The organism is Streptomyces sp. 15-116A (genome assembly GCF_025290915.1).
In the GTDB taxonomy this organism is placed as follows: Bacteria; Actinomycetota; Actinomycetes; order Streptomycetales; family Streptomycetaceae; genus Streptomyces.
This window is the reverse complement of sequence record NZ_JAOCQE010000007.1, coordinates 51,214-72,887: the sequence shown is the minus strand read 5'-3', so window position 1 is coordinate 72,887 and position 21,674 is coordinate 51,214. Positions and strand designations below refer to the sequence as shown.

The 21,674-nt window shown below is 71.8% G+C and carries 14 protein-coding genes; 7 read left to right on the top strand and 7 right to left on the bottom strand.

The features are described from left to right. Positions 1–107 precede the first annotated feature (107 nt). Complete coding sequence (gene glgX / locus N4P33_RS02725; RefSeq protein WP_260824522.1) at positions 108–2,222, top strand: glycogen debranching protein GlgX; 2,115 nt, start codon at positions 108–110, stop codon at positions 2,220–2,222. 61 nt (positions 2,223–2,283) lie between these two features. Here glgX and N4P33_RS02720 read toward each other — a convergent pair whose 3' ends face one another. The 4 genes from N4P33_RS02720 to N4P33_RS02705 are packed head-to-tail and all read right to left on the bottom strand — an operon-like array spanning position 2,284 to position 5,864. After that, positions 2,284–2,943 carry a response regulator transcription factor gene (locus tag N4P33_RS02720; RefSeq protein WP_260824514.1) on the bottom strand — a complete coding sequence of 220 codons (660 nt, stop codon included), beginning with the start codon at positions 2,941–2,943 and terminating at the stop codon, positions 2,284–2,286. Then, the gene (locus N4P33_RS02715) at positions 2,933–4,189 is read right to left on the bottom strand and encodes a sensor histidine kinase (protein ID WP_260824513.1); all 1,257 of its coding nucleotides are present in this window, start codon (positions 4,187–4,189) and stop codon (positions 2,933–2,935) included. Before N4P33_RS02715 ends, N4P33_RS02720 begins: the two co-directional genes overlap by 11 nt. 26 nt (positions 4,190–4,215) lie before the next feature. Then, positions 4,216–4,965 carry an ABC transporter permease gene (locus tag N4P33_RS02710; protein WP_260824512.1) on the bottom strand — a complete coding sequence of 250 codons (750 nt, stop codon included), beginning with the start codon at positions 4,963–4,965 and terminating at the stop codon, positions 4,216–4,218. Continuing rightward, the gene (locus N4P33_RS02705; protein ID WP_260824511.1) at positions 4,962–5,864 is read right to left on the bottom strand and encodes an ABC transporter ATP-binding protein; all 903 of its coding nucleotides are present in this window, start codon (positions 5,862–5,864) and stop codon (positions 4,962–4,964) included. Before N4P33_RS02705 ends, N4P33_RS02710 begins: the two co-directional genes overlap by 4 nt. Before the next feature lie 148 nt (positions 5,865–6,012). Here N4P33_RS02705 and N4P33_RS02700 point away from each other — a divergent pair, with 148 nt between their 5' ends. Continuing rightward, entirely contained in the window at positions 6,013–7,902 is a 1,890-nt protein-coding gene (locus N4P33_RS02700; protein WP_260824510.1) for an ABC transporter ATP-binding protein, read from the top strand. Then, complete coding sequence (locus tag N4P33_RS02695) at positions 7,899–9,752, top strand: ABC transporter ATP-binding protein (protein ID WP_260824509.1); 1,854 nt, start codon at positions 7,899–7,901, stop codon at positions 9,750–9,752. Before N4P33_RS02700 ends, N4P33_RS02695 begins: the two co-directional genes overlap by 4 nt. 105 nt (positions 9,753–9,857) lie before the next feature. Here N4P33_RS02695 and N4P33_RS02690 read toward each other — a convergent pair whose 3' ends face one another. The 3 genes from N4P33_RS02690 to N4P33_RS02680 all read right to left on the bottom strand — a co-directional run bounded on the left by N4P33_RS02690 (position 9,858) and on the right by N4P33_RS02680 (position 14,843). Continuing rightward, a complete protein-coding gene (locus tag N4P33_RS02690; protein WP_260824508.1) occupies positions 9,858–12,701 on the bottom strand; it encodes a CHAT domain-containing protein in 2,844 nt (947 codons plus the stop codon). Positions 12,702–12,725: 24 nt separating this feature from the next. Beyond that, positions 12,726–14,102 carry a lipase/acyltransferase domain-containing protein gene (locus N4P33_RS02685; protein WP_260824507.1) on the bottom strand — a complete coding sequence of 459 codons (1,377 nt, stop codon included), beginning with the start codon at positions 14,100–14,102 and terminating at the stop codon, positions 12,726–12,728. A gap of 165 nt (positions 14,103–14,267) precedes the next feature. Further along, complete coding sequence (locus N4P33_RS02680; RefSeq protein WP_260824506.1) at positions 14,268–14,843, bottom strand: hypothetical protein; 576 nt, start codon at positions 14,841–14,843, stop codon at positions 14,268–14,270. A 246-nt stretch (positions 14,844–15,089) separates the two neighbouring features. Here N4P33_RS02680 and N4P33_RS02675 point away from each other — a divergent pair, with 246 nt between their 5' ends. The 4 genes from N4P33_RS02675 to N4P33_RS02660 all read left to right on the top strand — a co-directional run bounded on the left by N4P33_RS02675 (position 15,090) and on the right by N4P33_RS02660 (position 21,595). Continuing rightward, positions 15,090–16,889 carry an ABC transporter ATP-binding protein gene (locus tag N4P33_RS02675; RefSeq protein ID WP_260824521.1) on the top strand — a complete coding sequence of 600 codons (1,800 nt, stop codon included), beginning with the start codon at positions 15,090–15,092 and terminating at the stop codon, positions 16,887–16,889. Further along, entirely contained in the window at positions 16,886–18,673 is a 1,788-nt protein-coding gene (locus N4P33_RS02670; RefSeq protein ID WP_260824505.1) for an ABC transporter ATP-binding protein, read from the top strand. The genes N4P33_RS02675 and N4P33_RS02670 overlap by 4 nt, the downstream gene beginning before the upstream one ends. Before the next feature lie 282 nt (positions 18,674–18,955). After that, entirely contained in the window at positions 18,956–21,004 is a 2,049-nt protein-coding gene (locus tag N4P33_RS02665; RefSeq protein WP_260824504.1) for a M4 family metallopeptidase, read from the top strand. A gap of 72 nt (positions 21,005–21,076) precedes the next feature. Beyond that, positions 21,077–21,595 carry a DUF1990 family protein gene (locus N4P33_RS02660; RefSeq protein WP_260824503.1) on the top strand — a complete coding sequence of 173 codons (519 nt, stop codon included), beginning with the start codon at positions 21,077–21,079 and terminating at the stop codon, positions 21,593–21,595. Positions 21,596–21,674: the final 79 nt, after the last annotated feature.

Below are 21,674 nucleotides of genomic sequence, written 5' to 3'. Positions count from 1 at the left end.
GCCGGTACGGATCTCGTCCGCGGTCCGGTTGGACATCAGGGTGACCTCGTACCCGTGCGACTGGAGGCCGAGGGCGAGCTGGAGTCCGGACTGGCCGGCCGACGCCGCTGGGTGCCCGGTTCCGGGTGGGCCCGGACGGGGTGGCGGGGACGAACTTCGCGTTGTGGGCGGGCGGGGCGGAGGGGGTGGAGCTGTGTCTGTTCGACGAGCGGGGCAAGGAGACCCGGGCCCGGCTGACCGAGCTGACGCACGAGATCTGGCACGGCTTCGTGCCGGGCGTGCTGCCCGGCCAGCGCTACGGCTACCGGGTGCAGGGCCGCTGGGACCCGTGGACGGGCGCCCGCTGGAACCCGGCGAAGCTGCTGCTGGATCCCTACGCGCGCGCGGTGGACGGCGACTTCACGCTGCCCGCGGAGGTGTACGGGCACGTCCGGGACTGGCCGGAGCAGCATGTCGCGGACACCGTGCGCGACGACCGGGACTCCGCGCCGTACGTCCCGAAAGGCGTCGTCGTCCACGATGACGACGACTGGGCGGACGACCACCGGCCGAAGACACCGTGGGCGGACTCGGTGATCTACGAGCTGCACGTCAAGGGCTTCACCCAGCGCCACCCGGGCATACCGGAGGAGCTGCGCGGGACGTACGCCGGTCTGGCGCACCCGGCGGCGATCGAGCATCTGGTGCGCCTCGGTGTGACGGCGGTGGAGCTGCTGCCGGTGCACCAGTTCGCGCACGAGGACCATCTGCTGCGCCGGGGCCTGCGCAACTACTGGGGCTACAACTCCATCGGCTACTTCGCCCCGCACGCCGCCTACGCGGCCTCGGGCACGACCGGGCAGCAGGTCGGCGAGTTCAAGCGGATGGTGCGCGCCCTGCACGCGGCGGGCGTCGAGGTCATCCTCGACGTGGTCTACAACCACACCGCCGAGGCGAACGAACTCGGGCCGACGCTCTCCCTGAAGGGCATCGACAACCGCGGCTACTACCGTCTGCAGCCGGACGCGCGCCGGTACGCCGACTACACCGGCTGCGGCAACACCCTGCACGTCGTGCAGCCGCACGTGCTGCGCCTGATCACGGACTCGCTGCGCTACTGGGTGACCGAGATGGGCGTCGACGGCTTCCGCTTCGACCTGGCGGCGGCGCTGGCCCGCTCCATGCACGACGTCGACATGCTCTCCCCGTTCCTCGCGGTCATCGCCCAGGACCCGGTGCTGCGCCGAGTGAAGCTGATCGCCGAGCCGTGGGACATCGGCTCCGGCGGCTACCAGGTGGGCGCGTTCCCGCCGTTGTGGACGGAGTGGAACGACCGCTACCGCGACGCCGTACGGGACTTCTGGCGCCACGCGCTGCCCGACGTACGGGAGATGGGCTACCGGCTGTCCGGCTCCAGCGACCTGTACGCCTGGGGCGGGCGGCGCCCGTACGCCTCGGTCAACTTCATCACCGCGCACGACGGCTTCACGCTGCGGGACCTCGTCTCCTACGAGCGCAAGCACAACGAGGCGAACGGCGAGGGCAACCGGGACGGCACGGACGACAACCGCTCGTGGAACTGCGGCGCGGAAGGAGACACGGACGACGAGCGGATCCTGTCCCTGCGCCGCCGCCAGCTGCGCAACCTGCTCACCACACTCCTGCTGTCGACGGGCGTGCCGATGCTGGTCGCGGGCGACGAGATGGGCCGCACGCAGGGCGGCAACAACAACGCCTACTGCCAGGACAACGAGCTCGGCTGGGTGGACTGGAGCCTGCTGGACGACCCGGCCTGGAGGGCTCTGTGCGAGCTGACCTCCCGGCTGATCGCCCTGCGCCACCGCCACCCCGTGCTGCGCCGCCGCGCCTTCTTCTCCGGGCGGGCGCACTCCGCGGACGGGCTGCGGGATCTGGCCTGGTTCACCGCGCGGGGCACGGAGATGACCGAGGGCGACTGGTACGCGCCCGCCGCCACCCTGGGCATGTACCTCTCCGGGCGGGACATCCCCGGACGCGACGAACACGGGGCCCAGATCCTCGACGACAGCTTCCTCGCCGTCCTGCACGCCGGGGAGGGCCCGGTGACGTTCAAGCTGCCGGGGCCGCCGTGGGCGGAGCGCTACGAGGTGGTCGTGGACACGGGCCGCGAGGACCAGACGGAGGCGCCGGGCGTGGAGCACCGGGCGGGGGCGGAGATCACGGTGCCGGGGCGGACGGTGCTGCTGCTGAAGGTCGTCGGCTGACTCGCCGGTTCCGGTGTCTCGGCGGTGCCGGTGTGACCCGGCGTCCTGATCCGGCCGGGTTTCAGCCGAGGATGCCCCGGTCGTACGCCGCCGCCACCGCCGCCGCGCGGTCGTTGACGCCCAGCTTGGCGTACAGGTGGGTGAGGTGGGTCTTCACGGTCGCCTCGCTGATGAACAGTTCGCGGGCGATCTCCTTGTTGGAGGTGCCGCGGGCGACCAGCGCGAGCACCTCGCGCTCGCGGGCGGAGAGGGGCTCGCCGCCCGGCGTCCGGGGCGTGCGCACGGCGGTGACCAGACGGGTGGCGACGGCCGGGGACAGGACGGTGCGGCCCTGGGCGGCGGCGCGGACCGCGGTGAACAGCTCGTCGCGGGGCGCGTCCTTCAGGAGGTAGCCGGTCGCGCCCGCCTCGATCGCGGGCAGGGTGTCGGAGTCGGTGTCGTACGTGGTGAGGACGAGGACCTTGGCGCGGGCGCCGCGCCGGGCCAGTTCGCGGATGGCGTCCACGCCGGAGCCGCCCGGCATCCGCAGGTCCATGAGGATCACGTCGGGGTCGAGCGCGGCGGCCCGCTCCAGCGCCTCGACGCCGTTCGCTGCCTCGCCGAGGACGCGGAAACCGGGCGCGGAGGCGAACATGCCGCGCAGGCCGTCGCGTACGACGGGATGGTCGTCGACGATGAGGAGGGAGATCACGGCGTCATCGGTCACGGCGTCATCGGTCATGGCGGACCAACGGTACGCGAGCCGACACGGCGGTGCCCTGACCGGGTTCGGACTCGACGGTGAGCGAGCCGGCGATGCGCTCGGCGCGGGCGCGCATGCCGTCGAGGCCGAAGCCGCCGCTGCCGGTGCGGATCCGTGCGGCGAGGGGGTCGAAGCCCCGGCCGTCGTCGCGGATGTCGAGGGTGACCTCGTCGCCCATGTAGGACAGGGTGACGCCGGTCCGGGCGGCTCCGGCGTGCCGGGCGGTGTTGGACAGGGCCTCCTGGACGATGCGCAGGAGGGTGGCCGCCACCTCGTCGTGCAGGGGCTCGACCGTGCCGGTGACGGTGAACTGGGCGTGCACGCCGGTTCGTTCGGCCCATTCCGTGACCGTCTTCTCCAGGGCCTGGGGCAGCGCCTCGTCGGCCAGGGCGACCGGCGCGAGGTTGTGCACGGAGCGGCGGGCCTCACCGAGGCTGTGCCTGGCCAGGGCGGTCGCCCGCTCCACGTGCTGGCGTGCCAGGGCCGGGTCCGGGGTGTTCGCCACGACCTGGAGCTGGGCGATGATGCCGGTGAGGCCCTGGGCGAGGGTGTCATGGATCTCGGCGGCCAGGCGGCGGCGTTCGTCGGCGACCCCGGCCTCCCGTGCCTGGACCAGGAGTTGGGCGTGCAGGGCGGCGTTCTCGTCGAGGGCCTGCTGCAACGCCGTGTTGGTGCGCTCCAGTTCGGCGATGGTGGCGGTCTGGGTGAGGGTGCGCTGGTTCTCGCGGGCGGTGAGGTGGCCGAACACGGTGATCAGACCGAGGTGGACGCCGAGCAGCGCCCCGAACACCCCCCAGCCGAGCGGCCCGCTCGGGGGCAGCCCGCCCGACTGGGAGCCGGCGATCGTCACGGCGCTGAGGAGCAGGCCGGCTTTCAGCAGCCGGGGCGGCAGCAGGCGGTCGGCGTCGAAGTAGCCGACGGCGGCGAGGAACGCGAAGAACGGGTTCAGCCAGCTCAGGGCGAACGCGGCGGCCGCGCGCACCAGGTAGTAGCAGGCGGACACCGGTGAGGGGACCGCCCGGTTGCGCTCGGGCCGCCGGCCCCACCACAACTCCCACAGCAGGACGGCCGGGACGAGTACGGCGGTGGCGTAGCGCTCGGCCGTGCTCATGCCGATGATGTCCATGGTCGCGGCGGCGAGCACGGTCCCGACGCCCAGCATCGCGTACGGCCCCCACCGGCGAACGGCCGCCCAGCGCTGCTCCACTCCCGCCACATCCGCCATGGCACCAGTGTGGTTCACGGCCGCGCTCACTCCCAGCGGAACCAGCGCGCCGCCGCGGTCGTGAGCAGCACCGTCCAGGCCGCCAGGACACCGAGGTGGCCCCAGCCCGGCCAGCCACCCGCCGCGGCGTCGTTCAGGGCCTGCGCGGCGGCGCCGAACGGCGTCCAGCCCACGATGTCGGCCAGCACGTCCGGCATGGCCTCCACCGGGAGCCACACGCCCGCGCAGAACATCGCGGGGAAGAGCGCGGTCGAACCGACGGCGGTGGCGATCTTGGTCGTGCGGGACAGGGCGGCGAGCAGGGACCCCAGCGCGAGGGCGGCGAGCAGGGCGAGCAGCAGCGCCAGGAGGTAGCCGAGCGGCTGCCCGGGCAGGCCCACGTCGAAGGCGAGCCGGCCGACCGCGAGGGTGACCAGCGCGGAGAGCAGCGCGGCCCCGCCGAACACCAGCATCTGCGCGGTCAGCAGGGCCGCGGGACGGACCGGCGTGGTGGACATCCGGCGCAGGATGCCGTTCTCCCGGTAGCCGGTGAGCGTCGGCGGCATGCCCTGGAGGCCGCCGACGATCAGCCCGAGCAGGACGGCGACCGGCACATAGGCGTCCACCGGCCGCAGACCGCCGAGGTTCGGGTCGGCCTCGCGGAAGGACGGGATCGAGCCCAGGATGACCAGGAGCAGGGTGGGGAAGAGCAGGATCCAGAAGATGCCGCCCGGTTCGCGCCGGAAGAGGCGGATCTCCGTCTTCAGTACGGCGGTGTCGAGGACGTCGGTGCTCATGCCGTGGCCTCCGTGAGGTCCAGGAAGGCGTCGTCCAGCGTGGCGTCGGTGACGCGCAGCTGGTGGGCGGTGACGCGGGTGCGGGCGAGGAGGGTGATGACGGCGTTGACCGTCTCGTCGGTGCCGGACAGGGTGACGCGGCCGTCCTTGTGCCGGACGGAGGCGAGCCCCGGCAGCGCGTTGAGGTCGTCGTCGTCCAGCGGGGCGGACGGCGTGAAGCTGATGACGGTGGCGCCCGCCGAGCGGCGGATCAGCCCGGCGGGGGTGTCCAGCGCCGCGAGGCGCCCCTTGTCGATCACCGCGATGCGGTCGCAGAGGCGCTGGGCCTCCTCCATGAAGTGGGTGACCAGCAGGACGGTGACCCCGCCCGCCCGGACGTCCTCGATGAGCTGCCAGGTGTCTCGCCGGGCGCGCGGGTCGAGGCCGGTGGTCAGCTCGTCCAGCACCACGATCCGCGGGTCGCCGATCAGGGCGAGCGCGATGGACAGGCGCTGCTTCTGGCCGCCGGAGAGCTTCGCGAACCGGGAGTTCAGCGCCGGGACGAGGCCGAGCCGTTCGGCGAGCGTCCCCCAGTCGGCGGGGCGCGGATAGAACGAGGCGTAGAGCTCCAGGGCCTCACGGACGGTCAGCTTGGGCTGGAGGTCGCTCTTCTGCAGCTGGGCGCCGAGGACGCGGGTGACCTCCTTGTGGTCGGCGACGGGGTCGAGGCCGGTGACGCGGACGCGGCCCGTGTCGGGCACGCGCAGGCCCTCGACGCATTCGACGGTGGTGGTCTTGCCGGCGCCGTTCGGGCCGAGGATGCCGAAGATCTCGCCCTCCTCGACGGCGAAGGACACACCGTCGACGGCGGGCCGGCCGCCGTAGGACTTGCGCAGGTCGGTGACTTCGATGACGGGCATGGCACCAGCGTCGTCGCGGGGCGGGTCCGGCACATCGGCCGTCGCGCTCGAGGGCGCATCAGCCGATCGGTTGATGCGACGGTACGACCCCCTCGCGCGCGGAAAACCCGGTGGGCAGTGTCAGTGGCAAACCGTAGGCTCGCTGCTGATGGCCACGACACTGTCTCCCCCAGCAGCAGAGCAGAACCGGTCGACCGTGCGCACCCTGTTGCGGCTGTGGCCGTATGTGCGGCCCGTGCGGGTGCGGCTGTTCACGGCGGCGTTCGTCGCGATCCTCGCCTCCTGCATCGGTCTTGTGATCCCGCTCGTCCTGAAGTGGATGGTGGACGGGCCGATCGCCGACCGGGATCCGGCGGGGGTGTGGCTCGGGGCGCTGTATCTGCTGCTGCTCGGGCTCGCGGAGGCGCTGCTGTTCGGGTTCCGGCGGTGGCTGGTGGCGCGTCCGCTGTCGCGTGTCGAGGCGGAGATGCGGGCGGATCTGTACCGGCACCTGCAGCGGCTGCCGGTCGCCTTCCACGACCGGTGGCCCTCGGGGCAGTTGCTGTCCCGGGGCACGACCGATCTGATGCTGCTGCGCATGTTCCTCGCCTTTCCGCTGACGTTTCTGCTGGTCAACAGCGTGACGATCATCGTCGGCGTGATCATCATGCTGGCCCAGGACTGGACGCTGGGCCTGGTGATCCTGGTGCCCGCCGTGCCGGTGCTGGTCACGTGTGTGATCTTCGAGAAGCGGTACTCGAAGGCGGCGCGGGCGGCACAGGACCAGGTCGGTGATCTGACGACGGTGGTCGAGGAGAGCGTCCTCGGCATCCGCATCATCAAGGGGTTCGGGCGGCATCGCAGCCAGGCGCGGGCGTTCCGGGAGCTGTCGGGCAAGCTGCGGGGGACGGAGCTGCACAAGGCCCGGCTGCTGGCGACGATCCTGGGCGTCATCGTGACCCTGCCGGAGGTCGCGATCGGGGCGGCGCTGGTGCTGGGGTGTGTGCAGGTCGCGGACGGGAAGTTGTCCGCGGGGACGCTGGTGGCGTTCCTGTCGACGGCGCTGGCGCTGCGGTGGCCCGTGGACTCGATCGGCTTCCTGCTGGCGATGAGCCAGGAGGCGGCGACGGCCACGGAACGGTACTTCGAGGTGATGGACGAGGCCCCCGAGTCCACCGTCGCCGTAGCTGCGGGCAGTCGTGCCGCTGGGGCGATGGGGGTCCCCCCGCTCGAGCGAAGCCGAGAGTGGGGGAGGGTGGGCGCAGCGGCACCTCGCAGCGCCGAGCAGCGCACCCCGCCCCCGGCCCACAACAACGCAGGCCTACGCTTCGAGAACGTCACCTTCCGCTACCCCGACGCACCGTCCGGCTCCCGGCCCGTCCTCGATCGCATAGACCTGCACATCCGCCCCGGCGAGTCCCTCGCGCTCGTCGGCGCCACCGGCAGCGGCAAGACCACCCTCACCGCCCTCGTCCCCCGCCTGCACGAGGTGACCTCCGGCAGGATCACCCTCGACGGCGAGGACATCACCGCCATGTCACGCGAAGAGCTCCGCTCTCGCGTCGCCGTGGCCTTCGAGGAGCCCACCCTCTTCTCCGCCACGGTCTCCGAGAACGTCCTGATGGGCGCCGGCGAGGACGAGCTGGAGCGGGCACTCGGCGTCGCGCAGGCCGACTTCGTGCACGCGTTGCCCGACGGCGTGCACACGCAGGTCGGCGAGCAGGGGCTCAGCCTCTCCGGCGGCCAGCGGCAGCGCCTCGCGCTGGCCCGCGCGGTGGTCGGCCGGCCCGACTTCCTCGTGCTGGACGACCCGCTGTCCGCGCTCGACGTGCACACCGAGGCCGCGGTGGAGGCGGCCCTGCGCCGCGTCCTCGCCGACACCACGGCGCTGATCGTCGCCCACCGCCCGTCGACCGTTCTGCTGGCCGACCGCGTCGCCCTGCTCTCCGGTGGCCGGATCACGGCCGTCGGCACCCATCACGAACTGCTGCACAACAGCCCGGAGTACGCCCACCTCATGGCCGCGGAGCCGGCGGAGGAACAGGAGGTCCAGCGATGACGGCGGCCACCACCGCGCCCGCCCGGGAGCAGGAGGACGACGACCGGCCGGAACGGACCGGCGACCCGTTCGACCGAGACGTTCTGCCCACTCCCCCGGGTGCCACCGGCGCCCTGCTGCGGTCGCTGCTCGCGCCTATGCGCGCCCGCGTCGCCGTCACCACGCTGCTGTTGCTGCTGCAGCAGGCGGCGGTGCAGGCGGGCCCGCTGCTGGTGGCGTACGCCATCGACCGTGCCGTGCCGGCGTTCCGGGCCGACGACCACGGGCCGCTGATCGCGGTCGCGGTGGGCTATCTGCTGTGCGCGGCGGCGGCCGGGGTGCTGCAGTACGCGTTCATCACCGCCTCCGCGCGGGTCAGCCAGGACGTGCTGCTGGATCTGCGCGGCCGTATCTTCCGCCACGCCCAGGCGCTCAGCATCGACTTCCACGAGCGCTACACCTCGGGCCGGCTCATCTCCCGCTCCACCACCGATGTCGAGGCGCTGCGCGAGCTGCTGGAGGAGGGGCTGCAGGAGCTGGTGACGGTGGTGCTGTCGGCGGTCTACATCTCGGTGCTGCTGCTGTGGCTGGACCTCGGCCTCGGCGCGGTCGCGGTGGCGTCGTTCGTGCCGCTGTACGCGATGGTGCGGTCGTACCAGCGGAGGGCGGGGCGGGTGTACCGGAAGCGGTCGACGGCGATCGCCGCGGTGATCGTGAAGTTCGTGGAGACGATGAACGGCATCCGGCCGGTGCGCGCCTTCCGCCGGGAGGCCGCGAACGACGCCGACTTCCGGGTGCTGAACCGGCGGCACGAGCGGACCAACGGCGATGCGCTGCTGGAGATGGCCCGCTATGTCGTCGGCTCGCGGGTGATCGCGAACACGACGGTGGCGCTGGTGGTGCTGTGGGGCGCGTACCGGGTCGCGGACGCGTCGCTGGCGCTGGGTGTGCTGGCGGCGGCGGTGCTGTATCTGCGGCGGCTGTACGACCCGATCGACCGGCTGGGGATGTTCCTCAACTCGTACCAGTCGGCGGCGGCCTCACTGGAGAAGATCGCCGGTCTGCTGGCGCAGACGCCGTCCGTGCCCGAGCCGTCGGCGCCGCGGGAGCTGCCCGGCCGGCGGTCCGAGCACCCCGGCCGCGAGGTGGTCTTCGACGCGGTCCGGTTCGCGTACCGCACCGGCGGTGAGGTGCTGCCCCGTTTCGACCTCACGCTCCCGGCCGGGCAGACCGTGGCCGTCGTGGGCTCGACCGGCGCGGGCAAGTCGACGCTGGCCAAGCTGGTCGCCCGGTTCTACGACCCGACCGACGGGCGGGTGCTGCTGGACGGCGTCGACCTGCGCGAGCTGGCCGCGCCCGAACTGCGGCGCGGGGTGGTGATGGTGACGCAGGAGGCGTTCCTGTTCTCCGGCACGGTCGCGGAGAACATCGCCCTGGGCCGGCCCGACGCCACCCGTGCGGAGATCGAGCAGGCGGCGAAGGAGATCGGCGCGCACGACTTCATCGCCGCGCTGCCCGACGGCTACGACACGGACGTACGCAAACGGGGTGGCCGTATCTCGGCCGGGCAGCGCCAACTGGTCGCGTTCGCACGGGCGTTGCTCGCCGACCCGGCGGTCCTGATCCTCGACGAGGCGACCAGCTCGCTGGACATCCCCGGCGAGCGGGCGGTGCAGCGGGCGATGGCGACGGTGCTGAGGGGACGTACGGCGGTGGTGATCGCGCACCGGCTGTCGACTGTGGAGATCGCGGACCGGGTACTGGTGATGGAGCGGGGCCGGATCGTCGAGGACGGCACCCCGGCCGAACTCATCGCCGGTACAGGCAGGTTCGCGGACCTGCACCGGGCGTGGCGCGACAGCCTGGCCTGACGCCGACGCGCGGCGATCGCCCCTGGCTTCTCGGTGTCGGTCTCCGCTCAGGATCAGCCGCCAACGCGTTGTGCCGATCAGCGGTGTCCCGCTCCTCGACCCGCCTCAGCTCCTCTGCATGTCGTCCGGGCTGCGGCCCAGGAACAGCACGAAGCCCGCCCAGCAGGCCGGGTCCGGGAAGGACGTCCGGACCGTCCTCTGCGCGTGTCGCAGCGCCGTGGCGGGATCAGACCTGGTGAGTTCGTCGTAGAACGCCTTCATGAATCCGACGGTGATACCGTCGTGGACCTTCCAGAGGCTGGTGACCACGGCCTCGGCACCTGCCACCAGGAACGCGCGGGTCAGCCCGAGGACTCCCTCCCCGGGTCGGAGCGTGCCGAGTCCGGTGTCGCACGCGGACAGCACCACGAGCTGTGTGCCCTCCAAGTCCATGTGCACGACGTCCTCCGCCGTCACCACCCCCGCCTCCAGACCGCCGCTTTCCCCGACAGGCCTCCTGTTGGCTCCGCTCAGCGCGAGACCGCAGCGGAGCAGCGGCCTGGGTCCGGCCACCCAGTCGATCTGCCGGTGGTGAAGGGTCTCGGCCTGAGGGGCGGAGGCGAGCCCTGTCCACGTCTCCGGTGAGAGACCGGCGGGCCCGTCGGTTCCCAGGAAGAACCCGTGGGTGGCAAGGTGGATCACCCGGGGGCCGGTCGAGTCCAGCAGCGCCGAACGAGTCGCCCGGGTGCCGGTCAGCGGTGCCACTCCCAGCAGCTCGCCAACGGCCAGGCCCTCTGCCATGGTTCCGGGCAGCGGCGGAAAAGGGCCGATGAGCCGTCGAGAACCGTATCCGCGGAACGCGGAGAGGTCCTGGGTGACAGCCGCGCCCTCCTCCGGCCCGTACTCCGGTGCGGCCATGACCAAGGAGGAGTCGAAGGCCCGGCGCCGAGACGACGGGGATGATGCGGGCCCGCGGAGCAGGTCGCGGGCCGCGGTGACGCAGTCCACCCGTACCACGTCTCCGAGCCTGCGACCGTCCTGCAGGGGAAGGGCGAGCCAGGGCACCAGGGAAAGGGCGTGGTCGGGGGCGATGACGATGCGGTCGGCCCTCGCCCGCCGTATCGCATGGGTCAGCGGTGGAGCGAGAAGTCGGGCCAGATCCATCTGCGGTGCCAAATCGGTGGCACCGGGCGGATCCTGGCTCAGTGCTCTCGCGACGGCTGCACGGTACCGGGCCACGGCGCCTTCGACCTCACCGGCCGCTCCGAGGTCGAACATCTCGATCCCCTCGTGCGACATCACGAAGGCGACGTAGCGGGCGGAATGATCCGGCACGCCCTCGGCGATGTCGAACGGGTACCAGCGCACGAACTCCACAACCGCGGCGCAATGAGGCAGCGTGTCGATCACGGCGGCCGGAGTTGCCCGTGCCACCTGTTCCCGTAGCTCGGCTTCGGGTGCGGCAGCCGATGCCTGGAACTCCAGGAACTGGCGGCGTCCTTCCAGCTCGGCGACATCCTCCTCGGACAGCGCCTCCCCATGGTCCAGGACCGCCTCGGTGAGACGCCGGCTGATGGCGCGCAGTTCGGTGAGCGCCTCAGGATCGCCGCTGTGCCGGGACCGGGTGAGAGCGCTGATTCCCCGCAGCGCCTCCAGCTCAGCCCCCTTACGGCGGAGCACGCACAGGCACGCGACCTCGGACGCGTCGGCGAGGCCGGCCGTGTGCGCCGCGCCGGCCACGGTCAACTCGGCACACAGGTGACTGGTCAGCCGGTCCACGGTCGCGGCCCGCACCCGTTCCGAGCCGGCGCCGAACGCTGCCCATTGGACCCTCGAGTCCGTGGCGGATGCCTCCCGCACCGACGCGAGCGCCTCTGGGAGACGGCCGGAACGTGCCTTGAGCAAGGCGCTGAGTACGCGGAGCGCCGCGGTCTGCACATGCATGTCGCCGAGGACGTCCGGCGCTCGGCGTTCGAGTTCCACGGTGCGACGCAGTGCCCGTTCGACAAGGCCTGAGCGGTACTCCAGCAGAGCCACGCCGTAGCCGGCCACCAGGGCGGCCGCCTCGGGGACGTCCGGATCAGCGCAGAGGGGTTCCAGCAGCCTGCACGCTGTCTCCTCGTCCCCGCCGTCCGCAGCGACCGCGGCACGGGCGAGAACGTTGGCCACTCGCTCCGGGTGTGACACGGGAACCCGCGGCTCCCAGAACCGGCTCGCCTCCTCGAGGAGACGCATCGCGCTGTCCAGATCTCCGATGCTCCGCTGGGTGACGGCGCCGATGTGCTGGAGACGTACCAGGGCCGGCCCGCTCACCGAGGGCATTCGGGCAGCCGATTCCAGCGCGGCTTCCGCTCCGGAGGCCGCCGCGCTCCAGTCCCCCATGTCACGGAACAGCAGTGCCAGGTCGGCGAGGAGCTGAGGTTCGAGTACCCGCTCCGCGTCCGGCAGTTCGTCCACCGCGGCGAGAGCGGCCAGGTAGTGGTGCAGGGCCCGCCGGAAGTCACCGACTTCGGCGTATGCCCCCGCCAGAGCTCCCGTCACGAGCACGGTGGCGAAGGTCGGTCGTTGCGGATCGGTGGCGGACGCGACCGCCCGTGCGGCGTCCTCCAGGGCGGCCAGCGCATCCTGCGGCCTGCCCTGGAGGGAATACAGGGCTCCGTGCTGGGCGAAGAGCATGGCCCGCACCCCGGCATGGGTCTCGGGCCTGTCGTCAGCCATGTCCTTGGCACGTTCGGCGTAGTGAACGGCGTTGGTGAGATCCCCGGCGATCATGTACGCGCTGCTGAGGCACGCCAGCGCTCCGATGAGGGCATCCGGGTCCTCGTCACGGCGGGCCAAGGCGAATCGGACGGCCAGCTGAGCCGCTTTGAGAGCAGCCTGGAAGTCGCCTTTCAGGATGGACAGTTGCGCGGACCGCAGCGCGCTCTCGTACAGGATTCCGCGCATCCACCGCGGTCGACGCAGGGCCATGGCGTGCCTCCGGGCTGTCGTGGGTCAGCGGCCGCCGTCGGCCGGGACGACGAGGATCACGTCCGAGAGCGGCTCAGCGGATCCGTCTCGAGCGGTTGCCTGGACACGATGACAACCGGGTCGAGTGAGCACGATCCTGAGGCGGTGGCGTCCGTCATCCAGCGCCGTCATGGGAGCGGACGCCAGGGCGGCCTGTCCGTCGTCCGCGTGCGACACGGACAGCGAGGGCGGGACGGCGGCGGATCCGATGGAGGCAACCGTCACGTCGAAAGGCACGTCCGCCATGACCGCGTCGGGGCACCACAGGGCGAGCCCGGCTCCGGGAGCACGGTAGCCGCTCAGCCTGGCGGGGTCTGCCACGGCACGGAGCCACCCGGCCACCGCGTTGATCACCGCACGGGACGCGGGCAGGGTGCTGTGCCGTGCCACGACGTGGGCCACGGGCCCGGGGTGGTCCCACTCGATGGGATAGGCCGACGGTTCGGGTACGGTGCCGTCCCCCAGGTTGGCGGGATGGGCCCGCTTTCCTGTGACGCCGAGTCGGGCTCCGTCGGTACCGGGAGCGAGCAGTCCGGCCGTGCGCTGGTGGATCCCCACGACCGCGTGCTGCAGCACACCCCGCTCCGTGTAGTCCGGGTCCCCGGCGTTCCTGGAGGCAGCGCGGTGGATCTCGCGAAGGAACTCGGCGCCGTCCCGGACGCGGCCGGGATCAAGTCCCAAGGCAGGGGCACATTCCGTGATCCGCTGCGGCGCCGGTGATCCGGGGAGGTGGACGCACGGGTAGAGCGGCAAGAGCTGGTACACGGACTGCATGGAGCGAAGGGACTCCACGAGCCGGGTGCCGAGCAGACCGAGCCGGGGCAGTCCGCCGGCGAGAGTGAGCGCACTCTTCGGCGCGCCCCGGTGTGGGGTCCCCAGGGTGATGACGGCATGACTGATCCGCCACAAACCCAGTACCTCGACCGCGTACCGGGCCACCAGGCCACCCATCGAGTGGCCGATGAGCACGAGCTGGGCCGACGGGTTGTTCGACATGGCGCGCCACTCGGCCAGCCACTGTGTCGCCTGGCGTTCGAGCGCGCGTGCTGATATCCGGTTGTCCAGCCGCCAGTCGTACGGGAACTCGCGGTAGTTCTCCTCTGGCCGCAGCCCCAGGCGTGAGCAGAGCCGGCGTGCGAAGGCCCCGTACAGGTCGATCGCCGTGACGCCGGGAAGTACGGCGGCCGTGTGGAGTACCCCTTCCGCTCTGACTCCACCCTGATCGGCGGCAGCCGTCACGGCTCCGCCGACCGCCAGCGAGCCCATGGCGGCCGCCGTCAGTGCTCTGGGACCGAGGCCCCACAGCCTGCGCTCGCCATGGACCAGGACGCTGCCGCCGAAGCCGGGGAGAAAGACGATCAAGTGAGGGTAGGGAGGCGATGCGTCTCGTCCGGCGCTGTCCGTGAGCGGCTCGTCATCGAGCCCTCGGTCGACCCCCATGGCCGTGCTCCGTTCGCAGGCGTGGCACGGCCAGGATAGGCCGATGAGGCCCAACTCGTCTGTCTGGCACTGTTTTTGCCCGATGCGTCAGGGTCCGGTCGAGCGATGGAAGTCGAGATTCCTGACACACTCGCGCCACACCAGCACAAGAACGACGACCACCGCGGTGTAAGCGACGGCTGGCACCGCCGTCCAAGCCTTCATGTGGTGCGCCGCTTTGACCAGCATCAGAGCCGTGTAGGCCAGGTAGATCAGCGCGACGCCCCCATAGGAGATGAGGATGGCGGCTCGTTGCGGAGCCGTGGCGGTGTGCAGGTTCGTCACTCGTTCGCTCGCCGTGACACCGATGGTCTCGCAGTCCACGGACGTGGGGCCGGCCGGCTCGACGGCGTCCAGGAGAACGCGTTCGAGAGTGAGCATGGAACGCGCTCGCACGGCAGCGAGGTTGAGAAGGTGCGCCTGGAAAGCGGCTACGCAGAAGAGAGGTGATGGCAACAGACTGATGCTCCACTCGAGCACGTCCAGTTTGTCATAGAACGCGATGGTACCGATGAGGTAGGTGACGGCGGCGGCGATCGTGGCCAGACTCACCGTCAGGGCGGTCGAGCGGTCGGCCCGGTCCGACTGATATATGGCGGTGAGCACGTGCAGACGGTCGGACAATTCCACTCCCTCGCTGATCGGCGGTGGGGACGGTCGCCGTGCGTGCCGGCCGGCTCAAGGGCTTTCACCAGTCTCTGACGCCTCCCCTCTCCGCACGCCATCTCCACGCCCTGCGCGGTCTCCTCGCCCCGCCACTAACTCAGTTGTCCCCACCCGAACCCTGCTGACAGGGTCCTTTCCATGCCTACCCGCTCCGCGCACTCGACGAGCCCGAGCGACCCGACGCAGGGTGAACGGGGGACAACGGTGATCGACGCGTACGAGGATCCCGGCACGCCCGACTGCCGGAGCGGGTGGCGCTATCTGTGGTGGCTGGTCCGGCGGCAGCCGGGGCGGTGCGCGGCCGGCGCGGTGTACGGCACGGTGTGCATGGTGCTGCTGGCGGCGACGCCGTATCTGATGTCGCGTGCCGTCGACGAGGGTCTGGAGCAGGGCGACATGGGCGCGCTGGCCGTCTGGAGCGGCGCGCTGTTCGCGGTGGGCGCGTTCAACGCGTGGCTGAGCATCATGCGGCACCGCACGATGACGCGGGTGCGTATGGACGCCCACTTCCGCACGGTGAAGGTGGTCGTCGGCCAGACAGTCCGCCTGGGCGCCTCGCTGGCCCGCAAGGCGGGCGCCGGTGAGGTCGTCACCATCGGGGTCGGCGACGTCCAGATGATCAGCCAGTCGCTGACCGTCGTGGGACCGGGTGTGGGCGCGGTCGTGGCCTACGCGGTGGTGGCGGGCCTGCTGCTGTCGGTGTCCCCGCTCCTCGCCGCCGTGGTGCTGCTCGGCGTCCCGGTGATCGCGCTGGTGGTGGGCCCGCTGGCCGGCAGGCTGCAGGGCAGGGAGACGGAGTACCGGGAACGGCAGGGCCTGCTGACCGCGCGGATCGGCGATCTGGCGGGCGGGCTGCGCGTCCTGAGCGGCCTCGGCGGCAAGACCCTGTCCGACGCGTTCCGCCGCGACTCGCAGCGGCTGTGCGAACAGGGCTACCGGGTGGGCGCGGTCACCAGCTGGATGCAGGCGCTGGGCGCCGGACTCCCGGCCCTGTTCCTCGCCGGCGTCACCTGGGGCGCCGCCCGCCTGGCCGCACAGGGCGAGATCACCGTGGGCGAACTGGTCTCGGTCTACGGCTATGTCGCCGTCCTGGTCTGGCCGGTGGCGTTCCTCATCGAGTGCGGCTACCAACTGAGCCGGGGCGTGGTCGCGGCCAGGCGCGTCACGGCACTCCTGCGCCTGCAACCCCCGCCCCACACCGGCACATCCGACGCCCCCGCCGAGCCCTCAACCCTGTACGACCCCGAGTCGGGCGTCCGCATCCGGCCAGGCCGCCTGACGGCCCTCACGTCCGCGCATCCCAAGGACACCTTGAACATCATCGACCGCCTGGCCCGCTACACACCGTCCGACGTCACCTGGGGCGACCGGCGCTTGGACGACATCCCTCTCGCCCAGGTCAGAGAACGCATCCTGCTGGCCGACGCGGAGGCACACCTCTTCGCAGGCAAGCTCCGCGATGCAATCGGCGGCACAACAACCCACCCCAGGGGCGCGGGGCTGTATCGATCTGCGGCTCCGCCGCGGGGCGCGACCAGCCACAACGCACCCGCAGCCGCCCCACACCAGGCCACGGCAGACGCAGACGCGCACCTCACCCAAGCCCTCCACACAGCCGCAGCAGAAGACATCGTCCAGGCCCTCCCCCACGGCCTCGACTCCCCCCTCGACGCCCAGGCCCGCAACCTCTCCGGCGGCCAACGCCAACGCATCCGCCTCGCCCGAGCTCTCCTCACCGACCCCGAAATCCTCCTCACCCCCGACCCCACCTCCGCCCTCGACGCCCACACGGAATCCACCGTCGCCGACCGCCTCCGCACCGCCCGCACGGGCCGTACCACGGTGGTCACCACCACCTCCCCCCTCCTCCTGGCGAGAGCCGACCTCGTGCACTACCTCGTCGACGGCAAGGTCACCGCAACGGGCACCCACCACGAACTCCTGGAGAGCGAACCCGGATACAGGGCCCTGGTGTCCCGGGACACCGAGGAGGCAGCACGATGACCCAGCAGCACCTCCCCGTCGCCGGCCCCGCCGAGGTGCGCCGCGCCGCCGCCCACCTCATCCGCACCGACGCCCGCGCCTTCACCACCGTCCTGGCCCTGAACGCCCTCGCGGCCCTCGCCGGCCTCGCGGGACCCTGGCTCCTTGGCCGCATCATCGACGAGGTCCGCGCGGGCGCAGGCCCCTCCGCCGTGGACCGACTCGCGGCGCTCATCCTCCTGTGCGCCGTCGCCCAGCTCCTCCTAGCCCGCTGGGCTCGCTTCGTCGGCCACCGCTTCGGCGAACGCACCCTCGCCCGCGTCCGGGAACGCTTCGTGGACCGCACCCTGTCCCTGCCCTCGGCGGTGGTCGAACGCGCCGGCACCGGCGACCTCACCGCCCGCGGCACCGCCGACGTCACCGCGGTCGGCACCACCCTCCGTGACGCCGGCCCGGCGCTGCTCGTCAACGGCGTACAGGCAGTGTTCGTGACGGCCGCGGTGTTCCTGATGGACCCGCTCCTCGGCGCCCTCGGGGTGCTCGGCCTGACCCCGATCTGGCTGGTCCTGCGCTGGTATCTGCGCCGGGCCCGCGACGGCTACCTCGCCGAGGGCGCGGCCGCCTCCGACGTGGCCGAGGTCGTCGCCTCGACGGCCGCGGGCGCCCGCACGGTGGAGGCGTTCCGGCTGCAGGAAGAACGCATCCGCGCCAGCCGGGACGCGCTGGAGACCGCACGCCGCACCCGCTTCCACACCCTCTTCCTGCGCACGGTGTTCTTCCCGGTGGTCGAGGTTTCGTACCACCTCCCCGTCGCCGGTGTCCTGCTCATCGGCGGGGTGCTGCACCAGCGGGGCGCCGTGAGCCTGGGCGCGGTCGTGGCGGCCGCACTGTATCTGCTCCAGCTCAGCGGCCCGCTGGACGAGGTGCTGATGCGGATCGAGCAACTGCAGAGCAGCGGCGCCTCCTTCGCCCGCGTCGAGGGACTGGCGCGGGCGCCGCGCGCGGCCGCGCCCGCCGACTGTCCGGATCCGGCCGGCGACCGTATCGACGTCACCGGGGTGCGCTATGCCTACGACGGCGGCGGCGAGGTGCTGCGCGGCGTCGATCTCACCGTGAGGCCGGGCGAGCGCCTGGCCGTGGTGGGACCGTCCGGCGCGGGCAAGACGACCCTCAGTCGTCTGCTGGCCGGCGTGGACGCGCCCACCACCGGCACGGTGACCGTGGGCGGCGTGCCGGTCGTCGGCCTGGACCCGGAGCGGCTGCGCCGCCAGGTCGTGCTGGTCACCCAGGAGCACCATGTGTTCCTCGGCTCGGTCCGCGACAATCTCCGGATCGCCGAACCCGCCGCCACGGACGAGGAGTTGTGGGCGGCACTCACAGCGGTCGGTGCCGACACCTGGGTACGCGACCTCCCTGACGGCCTCGACACCGAGATGGGCCAAGGAAGCCACGGGGGCCACGGGGGTCACGGGGTCCACACCACCGACGGCTCGCAAGCACAGCAACTCGCCCTGGCCCGCGTCGTCCTGGCCGACCCGCACACGCTGATCCTGGACGAGGCGACCGCCCTGCTCGACCCGACGACCGCCCGCCACACCGAGCGCGCGCTGGCCGCCGTGCTCGAAGGGCGCACGGTCATCGCCGTCGCGCACCGGCTGCACACCGCGCACGACGCGGACCGCGTGGCGGTGGTGGAGGACGGCCGGCTCACCGAACTCGGCACGCACGACGAGCTGGTGGCGGCCGACGGCGCGTACGCGGCGCTGTGGCACTCCTGGCACGGGGACCGCCCGGCCACGCACTGACGACCTCGGAAACAGTCCGTATATCGAACGAGAACTCCCGGACAACGAACGATTTCCGGCCAAACTTCTGACGCGCTCCTGACAGAAACCGCGATCACCTGCCACTCTTCCCACGGCCGCTGCACAGCAACCCCACAGCGTCAGTCCACCGCTGTGCCGCCGCGCCAGAGCTCCCGCACAGCAGCACGTGGTTCCACGAACCGCCTTGTTCTGCCCGGACGGCCACTCGCCGGCCGGTCTCCCCTGGCCGCGTGATCCGCGGTCGTGCAGAAGGAGTCAGTGTTGAGAAGCAGCTCCTCCCACAGACGCACCCCCCACACCACCCACCGCCGCGCCGCCGCGGTCGCCCTCGCCGGGGTCGCCGCGCTGGTCGCCACGGCCGTGCAGTCCGGCAGCGCCACCGCCGCCCCCGAGCGGACTCCCGCGGCCGCGAGCGCCGCGAAGCCGGGCTCCGAGTCGGTCCGGCTCACCCCCGCCCAGCGCGCCGAGCTGATCCGCGAGGCCAACGCCACCAAGGCGGACACCGCGAAGGACCTCGGCCTCGGCGCCAAGGAGAAGCTCGTCGTCCGTGACGTCCTCAAGGACCGCGACGGCACCGTGCACGTCCGCTACGAGCGGACCTACGACGGGCTGCCCGTCCTCGGCGGCGACCTGGTCGTCCAGGGCGACCAGGCGGGCGAGGCGGACAAGGTCGTCAAGGCCACCAAGGCCGAGGTGACGCCCGCGACCACCACCGCGAAGGTGCCCGCCGCGAAGGCCGAGAGCCAGGCGCTGGCCGCCGCGAAGGCCGACGACGCCAAGAGCCCGGACATCGACCGCGCCCCGCGCAAGGTGGTCTGGGCGGCCGACGGCAAGCCGGTCGTGGCGTACGAGACGGTCGTCGGCGGGCTCCAGCACGACGGCACCCCGCAGGAGCTGCACGTCGTCACCGACGCCACCACCGGCGAGAAGCTGTACGAGTGGCAGGCCGTGCACAACGGCACCGGCCACACCGTCTACAGCGGCACCGTCGACCTGACCACCACCCAGTCGGGCTCGACGTACAACCTCACCGACGGGGCGCGCGGCAACCACAAGACCTACAACCTCAACCGCGGCACCTCGGGCACCGGCACCCTGTTCTCCGGCCCCGACGACGTCTGGGGCAACGGCAGCCCGTCCAACCTGGAGTCGGCCGCCGCCGACGCCCACTACGGGGCCGCCCTGACCTGGGACTACTACAAGAACGTGCACGGCCGCAGCGGTATCCGCGGCGACGGCGTGGGCGCCTACTCGCGCGTCCACTACGGCAACAACTACGTCAACGCCTTCTGGTCGGACAGCTGCTTCTGCATGACCTACGGCGACGGCTCGGGCAACGCCAACCCGCTCACGTCGATCGACGTCGCCGCGCACGAGATGACCCACGGTCTCACCTCCAACACCGCGGGCCTGATCTACAGCGGCGAGTCCGGCGGCCTCAACGAGGCGACCAGCGACATCTTCGGCTCTACGGTGGAGTTCTACGCGAACAACTCCTCCGACGTCGGTGACTACCTCATCGGCGAGGAGATCGACATCAACGGCGACGGCACCCCGTTGCGCTACATGGACAAGCCCAGCAAGGACGGCGCGTCCAAGGACGCCTGGTACTCGGGCATCGGCAGCATCGACGTGCACTACTCGTCGGGCCCCGCGAACCACTTCTTCTACCTGCTGAGCGAGGGCAGCGGCACCAAGACCATCAACGGTGTCACCTACGACTCGCCCACCTCGGACGGCCTCCCGGTCACCGGCATCGGCCGCGCCAAGGCGGAGAAGATCTGGTTCCGCGCGCTGACCACCAAGTTCACCTCGACCACCAACTACGCGGGCGCCCGCACCGGCACCCTCGCGGCGGCCGGTGAGCTGTACGGCACGGACAGCGCCGAGTACAAGGCGGTCCAGGACGCCTGGGCGGGCGTCAACGTGGGCACCCGCTCCGGTGGCGGCGGCGGTGGCGGTACGTCCTTCGAGAACACCGCCGACGTGGCGATCCCGGACCAGGGTGCGGCGGTCACCTCGTCGGTCACCGTCTCCGGCCGGACGGGCAACGCGCCGTCCAACCTCCAGGTCGCCGTGGACATCGTCCACACCTACATCGGTGACCTCCGGGTGCAGCTGGTCGCCCCCGACGGCACGGCGTACACGCTGAAGGGCTACGGCACCGGCGGCAGCGCGGACAACCTCACCACCACGTACACGGTGAACGCCTCCTCCGAGACGGCCAACGGCACCTGGCAGCTGCGGGTGCAGGACAACGCGGCCCGCGACACCGGCTACATCAACAGCTGGAAGCTCACCTTCCCGTAAACCGGACGTGAGTCGCGTGCGCGGCGCCCTGCCTTCCCCGAAGGCACGGGCGCCGCTCTACGCTTGGGTCGTATGTCTTCAGCGGACTTCACCTACGACCACGTCGGCGCCACCCGGGACGCGGGGTTCTGCCCGCCGGGCTTCCACCCGATGCACGTCCGCACCCGGCTGGGCGAGGGCGAGGAGGTGTTCCGCCGGGCCGCCGAGGCGGTGCTCACCTTCGACCTGCACCGTGAGCTGGGGGTGGGCGTCGACGCCGCCGCGGACCGTGCGGCGCCCGGTGTCGATGTCACGATCACCCTGGCCGGGGTGGTGAAGGCGCCGTGCCGGGTGGTGTGGACGGTGGAGGAGGGTCGCAGGGCGGGGTGGGCGTACGGGACGCTGGCCGGTCATCCGGAGTGCGGTGAGGAGTCGTTCGTGGTGGACCGCACGGGTGATGGCACGGTCTGGCTGACCGTCGAGGCGTTCAGCCGGCCTGCCCGCTGGTACACCCGTGCGGGCGGGCCGGCCACGCGTGCGTTTCAGACTGCGTACGCCCACCGGTGCGGCAAGATGTTGCGTCGTCTGGCCACTGCCGGAGCCGAGGACTGAGCGTTGCCGGGTGCGGGTAATTCGTGGCTGGTCGCGCAGTTCCCCGCGCCCCTGAGGGTGTTGCCCTGGCGCTTCTTGG

Bases quoted from the DNA above. Each gene is read 5' to 3' on its own strand.
- N4P33_RS02700 (WP_260824510.1), top strand. From the start codon at position 6,013: ATGGCCACGACACTGTCTCCCCCAGCAGCAGAGCAGAACCGGTCGACC.
- N4P33_RS02710 (WP_260824512.1), bottom strand. From the start codon at position 4,965: ATGAGCACCGACGTCCTCGACACCGCCGTACTGAAGACGGAGATCCGC.
- N4P33_RS02720 (WP_260824514.1), bottom strand. From the start codon at position 2,943: ATGACCGATGACGCCGTGACCGATGACGCCGTGATCTCCCTCCTCATC.
- N4P33_RS02670 (WP_260824505.1), top strand. From the start codon at position 16,886: ATGACCCAGCAGCACCTCCCCGTCGCCGGCCCCGCCGAGGTGCGCCGC.
- N4P33_RS02705 (WP_260824511.1), bottom strand. From the start codon at position 5,864: ATGCCCGTCATCGAAGTCACCGACCTGCGCAAGTCCTACGGCGGCCGG.
- N4P33_RS02660 (WP_260824503.1), top strand. From the start codon at position 21,077: ATGTCTTCAGCGGACTTCACCTACGACCACGTCGGCGCCACCCGGGAC.
- N4P33_RS02695 (WP_260824509.1), top strand. From the start codon at position 7,899: ATGACGGCGGCCACCACCGCGCCCGCCCGGGAGCAGGAGGACGACGAC.
- N4P33_RS02715 (WP_260824513.1), bottom strand. From the start codon at position 4,189: ATGGCGGATGTGGCGGGAGTGGAGCAGCGCTGGGCGGCCGTTCGCCGG.
- N4P33_RS02690 (WP_260824508.1), bottom strand. From the start codon at position 12,701: ATGGCCCTGCGTCGACCGCGGTGGATGCGCGGAATCCTGTACGAGAGC.